Source organism: Thiohalomonas denitrificans, assembly GCF_900102855.1.
GTDB lineage: Bacteria > Pseudomonadota > Gammaproteobacteria > Thiohalomonadales > Thiohalomonadaceae > Thiohalomonas > Thiohalomonas denitrificans.
This window is the reverse complement of the sequence record NZ_FMWD01000020.1, coordinates 1-5,533: the sequence shown is the minus strand read 5'-3', so window position 1 is coordinate 5,533 and position 5,533 is coordinate 1. Positions and strand designations below refer to the sequence as shown.

Below are 5,533 nucleotides of genomic sequence, written 5' to 3'. Positions count from 1 at the left end.
TGGGGAATGGGGAATGGGGAATGGGGAATGGGGAATGGGGGATATGGGATATGGGGGATGGAGGATGGGGGATGTAGGTGGCCTTCAGGCCATCATCGAACTGCGACAGGGCTAAAACCAGACCTACATGTACTATCCACTACCCACTACCCACTCGCCACTAACAACTAGCGACTAGCCACTGATCTCGCGATCCGCGGCAGGTCTCCGCTCAATCCCATGGCACGACGGATGAGGGTTTGCTTTACGGGGCCGGTTGCATCGGTCAGCCGGAGCCCGAAGTTTCGTGCCCACCGCACCGGCGCCAGTTGGCTTCCGAACAAGCGTTTGAAGCCGTCCATTGCAGCGGTTACCGCTACATTGTCTCCCTTGCGCCAGCGCTCATATCGACGGAGAACGGGCCGGGCGCCGATATCGCCGTGGCTCCGGGCGGCGTCGATCAGCACTTCGGCCAGGGCGGCGGCGTCGAGGATCCCGAGGTTCAGCCCCTGACCGGCGAGGGGATGGATCGCATGGGCGGCATTCCCCACCAGCACCACGCGTTCCGCACAGTAGGCATCGGCATGCTGGAGGGCCAACGGACAGACGCCGCGCTGGCCCACCGCTTCCATGCGCCCCAAACGGTCACCGAAGGCCTGCTGCAACTCATCAAGGAAGGCCGACGGCTCGATCTCCGACAGAACACGGGCGTGTTCCGGGGAGGTGGTCCAGACGATGGAGCTGAGGTTCGGCTCCGGCAGCGGCAGGAAAGCCAGGGGGCCATCGGGCGCGAAACGCTGCCAGCAGGCCTCCTCATGAGGTTTCGAGGTGCGCACGCTGGCGGTCAGCGCATGCTGGTCGTAGGCCCACCCGGTCGTGGTGATGCCCGCCGCCTCGCGGACCCGGGAGTGCAGACCATCGGCACCCACCACCAGCGCCGCCTCCAGCCGCCGTCCGCCGGCAAGGAGCAGGCGTGCGGCATCGCTTTCGCGCTCCAGGGAGACCACCTCGGCCGGAGAAATCAGTTCCACGTTGTCCAGTTGCGCCATTCGCTCCCGCAGCGCCCCCAGGATGACGCTGTTTTCCACGATATGGCCAAGATTCGCTTCACCGAGCTCATTGGCATCGAAATGGATGGTCCCGGATCCGGTCGCATCCCAGACGTGCATTGCCCGGTAGGGGGACACCCGCCGCGCCTCCATGCCTTCCCAGGCCCCGACCGCCTCGAAGATGCGCGTGCTGGCACGGGTAAGGGCACTGACCCGAATGTCATACTCGGTCCGCGGCCAGGCATGGTCGGGTTCACCACGCTCGAGCACGGCGACCCGTAGCGGGCTCCCACCGAGCGCGCACGCCAATGTTGCACCTACCATCCCGCCACCGACGATCAGAACGTCATAATCCATTTATTACTTCCCCATCGATCGAGATTCGAGGTGCGAAATACGAGATGCGAGGAAGGTCGCAAGGTGATGTTCCTCGCACCTCGTATCTCGCTTCTTCAATATACCGGGAGGCCACGGGCGAGACGCGGGAGGCGGCCGGTGAGCCCCATGGCCTGGCGTGCCAGCAGGTGGCGGGCGGGGGGCAGCATTTCCATGGCGATCAGCCCCAGATTTCGTGCTACCACGGCCGGGAGAAAATCGTTGGAGAAGGTGCGCGCCAGTCCGTCGGTCATGGCCATCACCCGCAGGTAGTCGGGGCGGCGCCAGCGGGCATAGCCACGGAGATTCTTCAGGGTGCCGGGGTCGCTGCCGCGGTGGACTGCATCGGCGAGCACCTCGGCCAGTACCGCGGCATCGCGAAGCCCGAGGTTGAACCCCTGTCCCGCGACCGGATGTACGATGTGGGCGGCGTTGCCGATGAAGGCCAGACGCCGGCGCACCGGGTCACGCACGAACTGCAGGCCGAGAGGATAGGCGCAGCGCGGGCCGACTCCCCTGAATGTACCGGCACGTCTGCCGAAGCGGACCTGGAGACGCTGGAGGAAGGTTGCATCGTCCCATTGCAGCACCTCGTCGACCTGCTCATCCCTGACGGTCCACACCAGGGACCAGCGCCGGTCGCCCTGTTCGCTTCCCTCTGTTCCTTCGGGGGCGGTGTTGGGCAGCAGGGCCATCGGCCCGGAATCGGTGAAGCGCTCATAGGCCGTGCCGCCATGGGACCTGTCGGTGACCACGTGGGCAATGATGGCAGTCTGGCCATAGCCGAGTTTCAACAGACCCGCCCCGACCCGCTCACGGATCTCCGAACGTCCGCCGTCGGCCGCCACCACAAGCTTGCAGGTCAGGGTGCGCCGCCGCCCCTCTTCCTCTACTTCGACCCGGGCGTGATCATCGGCAAACTCCAGTTCCCTGAAGGTCGCCGGACAGATGAGTTCGGCATGGTGCAGGCTATCGAACGACTCCATGAGGCCACGTCCGATCACACCAGCTTCGGCCACATAGCCCAGCGCTTCCACTCCCTCTTCCGAAGCGGATAGGCGCGTGGTTCCGAAGTGACCCTTGTCCGAGATGTGGATCTGACGGATGGGGGATACGCCGAGTGCCTCCACTGCATCCCAGACGCCCATCGCACCCAAGATCCGTTTCGAGCCCTGGGCCAGGGCGATCGCCCGCGTATCGAGACCGGGCGGCCCACCCGCGAGCGGCACCGCCTCGACCAGACCGATGCGCAGTGGCACTTCTTTCAACGCATGGGCCAGGCTCGCCCCCACCATGCCGCCGCCAATAATCAGAATGTCATAATCCATTCGTCACCCCAGTCAAGTTCGAGATACGGCATTCCGGATACGAAGGAACAACAGAGCCGGGCGTGCGTTGCGAATACCTCGTATCTCGCATCTCGTATCTCGTATCTTAGCCCGTCCCCACCAGGGCTTCGATTTCGTCCGGGTCCTTGGGAGCGCCGTCGGTGAGCACCTCGCAGCCCGCTTTGGTGACCAGCACGTCATCTTCGATGCGGATACCGATGTTCCACCATTTTTTGGCCACACCCTTGCTCCCCGCCGGGATATAGAGACCGGGCTCGATAGTCAGTGTCATCCCCGGCTCGAGGACCCGCCACTGATCGCCGATCTTGTAGTCACCGACATCATGCACGTCCATTCCCAGCCAGTGTCCGGTGCGGTGCATGAAGAAGCGCCGGTAGGTCTCCTTCTTGATCAGTGTGGCGGGCTCTCCCTTCAACAGGCCGAGTTTCACCAGACCGCGGGTCAGGACCTTGACCGCCGCCTCATGGGGCCGATTCCAGTGATTGCCCGGTTTTACCTGGGCGATGGCGGCGCGGTTGGCTTCAAGCACCAGTTCATAGAGTGCCCGCTGCTCTTTGCTGAAACGACCATTCACCGGAAAGGTGCGGGTGATATCGGATGCGTAACACTCCTGCTCGCAACCGGCATCGATGAGCAGCAGGTCGCCATCGTTCAAACGGCTGTCGTTCTCGGTGTAATGCAGAATGCAGCCGTTCTCCCCGCCGCCGACGATGGAGGGGTAGGCCGGCGAACGCGCTCCGTGGCGCATGAATTCATGCAGCAGTTCCGCTTCGATCTGGTACTCCCACATGCCCGGACGAGACGCCGCCATAGCGCGGCAGTGGGCCGAGGAGCTGATACGCGCAGCCTGGCGCATCATCCGCTGTTCCGCAGCCGACTTGTACAGGCGCATGTCATGCAGCAGGTGGTCGAGATCCACGAATTCACCGGGGGTATGCACACCGGCTCGGGCTTTCTTGCGCAGCCGGTTGACCCACTCCATGACCTGGGCGTCGAACTCGGCATGGCACCCCATGGCGTAATAGACGCGGTCCCGGTTCTCCAGCAGACCGGGGAGGATGTCGTCGATGTCGGAAATGGGGAAGGCGTCATCGGCGCCATACGCCTCTACCGCCCCGTCCAACCCGGCCCGGCGACCATTCCAGGTTTCCATCCGGGGGTCGCGTTCACGGCAGAAGAGTATGTAGGAACCGTGGCGGCGGCCAGGCACCAGCACCATGACGGCCTCGGGTTCCGGGAAGCCGGTGAGATAGTAAAAGTCCGAATCGGGCCGGTAGGGATAATCCACATCGCGATTGCGCTGCTGCTCCGGAGCCGTCGGCAGGATTGCGATGCTGTTGTCGCCCATCTCTTTCATCAACCGACGGCGACGGCGCTCGAATTCCTTCTTTTCCATAGGGGCCTTCTTGTTTTTGACCAGTGAGGGCACGGAGGGTACGAACTGATCGAAGTATTCACCGCGAGCACACGGTAGGAGGCGTAGAGCTCTCGTGCTGTTCTCTCTCTGTACCCTTAATGGTGAATTCTAACAGGCTATTGACGGGGCATCTCGCATGGACCAGTAGGAGCCTGTCCGAGAAAGCAATTGGCCCCAACATGTAGGTTGGTGCTGAGGAACGAAGCCCAACAAATCAGCGTTGGGGTTCGCATAACTCACCCCAACCTGCAAAAAACGATGTTCCCGGACAGGCTCCTAGTGCAGTGTGACATCACCCAGCGGCGGGGCCTTGGTCGGATTGACCTCTTCATTGACCAGCAGCACGCCGGTTCGCACATACTCGAGCAACTCGGTGTAGGCGCTTTCGTCCTCTTCACCCTCTCCGAACTCATAGCTCTCGGCAGCGGCAATATCGGCAAAATCACGAACAATTTCCGCGCTGTCCTCGGGCAGTCTGTCGGGGTCCGCCATCCCCTCTTCGGCGAGTCCCAGCAGGAAGCCCTGCACCCATTCGGCGAGGGCAGCCACGCGCTCTTCCAGGGCTTCATCCTCATCCGGGAGTAACGGATGGAAGTCGAGCACGGAGTTCTCCAACTGACGCACGGTTTCGCTATAGAGCGCTTTGAAGATGGCCGCACCCTGCTCCGGGTTTTCTCCGGCAGCGACGAATTCGACCCACTCCTGCCCGCTCAGCTCCGGCCTGGCACACAGAAGGCCGGTCAATAACCCGTGGCACTCCACGGCCCCGGTCTCACGGTTGACCATTTCGAGCGCATGGGTCAGCTGCTCGATTGCCTGATGATTGTCACTCATTCGAACCTCGATCACGCCACCCCGGCATGGCTGTCACGGCCGGGAGGGTTTATGGATAAGCGGATCCTAGGAGCCTGTCCGAGAATAGCAATGGGCTCCAAAATGCAGGTTAGCGCTAAGGAACGAAGCCCAACAAAATCAGCGTTGGAGTTCTAACTCACCCCACCTACAAAAAACGATGTTCTCGGACAGGCTTCTAGTGTACTTGGGAGTAATCTACCGGGCAGCATACTCCTCGACAACGGTAATTTCCGTCTCGCGCTCCCACCCGCCTGCTACGCTTACCTGACTCCGACAGGCTACCAGCACCGTGCCGGGGTTCTCTAAACGAAGACCGAGATTGACCACTCTATCCTGCCATTCTATAGTGAGTTTCCCTTTTATACTGGACGGCAGCTCGTGTACTGTTGCACGCTTGGCGATACTTTCAGAGCCCCCCAAAAACGTCAGGACAAGGCGTAGCGCGCAGGCAATGGTTATTCCCTTGTCAAGCGCTGCACGAATCCGCCGGGAGCGGATTCGGACAGCCG

At 62.0% G+C, this 5,533-nt stretch carries 4 protein-coding genes and 1 pseudogene; all 5 read right to left on the bottom strand.

Translation table 11 applies throughout. From position 1 onward, the window contains the following. Positions 1-167: 167 nt before the first annotated feature. Entirely contained in the window at positions 168-1,385 is a 1,218-nt protein-coding gene (locus BLP65_RS16300; protein WP_092999348.1) for a UbiH/UbiF/VisC/COQ6 family ubiquinone biosynthesis hydroxylase, read from the bottom strand. Positions 1,386-1,480: 95 nt separating this feature from the next. Further along, positions 1,481-2,731 (bottom strand): 2-octaprenyl-6-methoxyphenyl hydroxylase, encoded by a 1,251-nt coding sequence (gene ubiH, locus BLP65_RS16295; protein ID WP_092999346.1) that lies wholly within the window; start codon positions 2,729-2,731, stop codon positions 1,481-1,483. Positions 2,732-2,837: 106 nt separating this feature from the next. After that, positions 2,838-4,148 (bottom strand): Xaa-Pro aminopeptidase, encoded by a 1,311-nt coding sequence (pepP, locus tag BLP65_RS16290; protein ID WP_092999344.1) that lies wholly within the window; start codon positions 4,146-4,148, stop codon positions 2,838-2,840. A 297-nt stretch (positions 4,149-4,445) separates the two neighbouring features. After that, positions 4,446-5,003, bottom strand: a complete 558-nt coding sequence (locus BLP65_RS16285) for a UPF0149 family protein (RefSeq protein ID WP_092999342.1) — start codon at positions 5,001-5,003, stop codon at positions 4,446-4,448. Positions 5,004-5,219: 216 nt separating this feature from the next. Beyond that, positions 5,220-5,533 (bottom strand): annotated as a pseudogene (locus tag BLP65_RS17130) (hypothetical protein); the annotation flags it as partial.

What these genes read in the sequence shown, in the direction of transcription:
- BLP65_RS16285 (WP_092999342.1), bottom strand. Translation starts at nt 5,003, where the DNA reads ATGAGTGACAATCATCAGGCAATCGAGCAGCTGACCCATGCGCTCGAA.
- ubiH (WP_092999346.1), bottom strand. Translation starts at nt 2,731, where the DNA reads ATGGATTATGACATTCTGATTATTGGCGGCGGCATGGTGGGGGCGAGC.
- BLP65_RS16300 (WP_092999348.1), bottom strand. Translation starts at nt 1,385, where the DNA reads ATGGATTATGACGTTCTGATCGTCGGTGGCGGGATGGTAGGTGCAACA.
- pepP (WP_092999344.1), bottom strand. Translation starts at nt 4,148, where the DNA reads ATGGAAAAGAAGGAATTCGAGCGCCGTCGCCGTCGGTTGATGAAAGAG.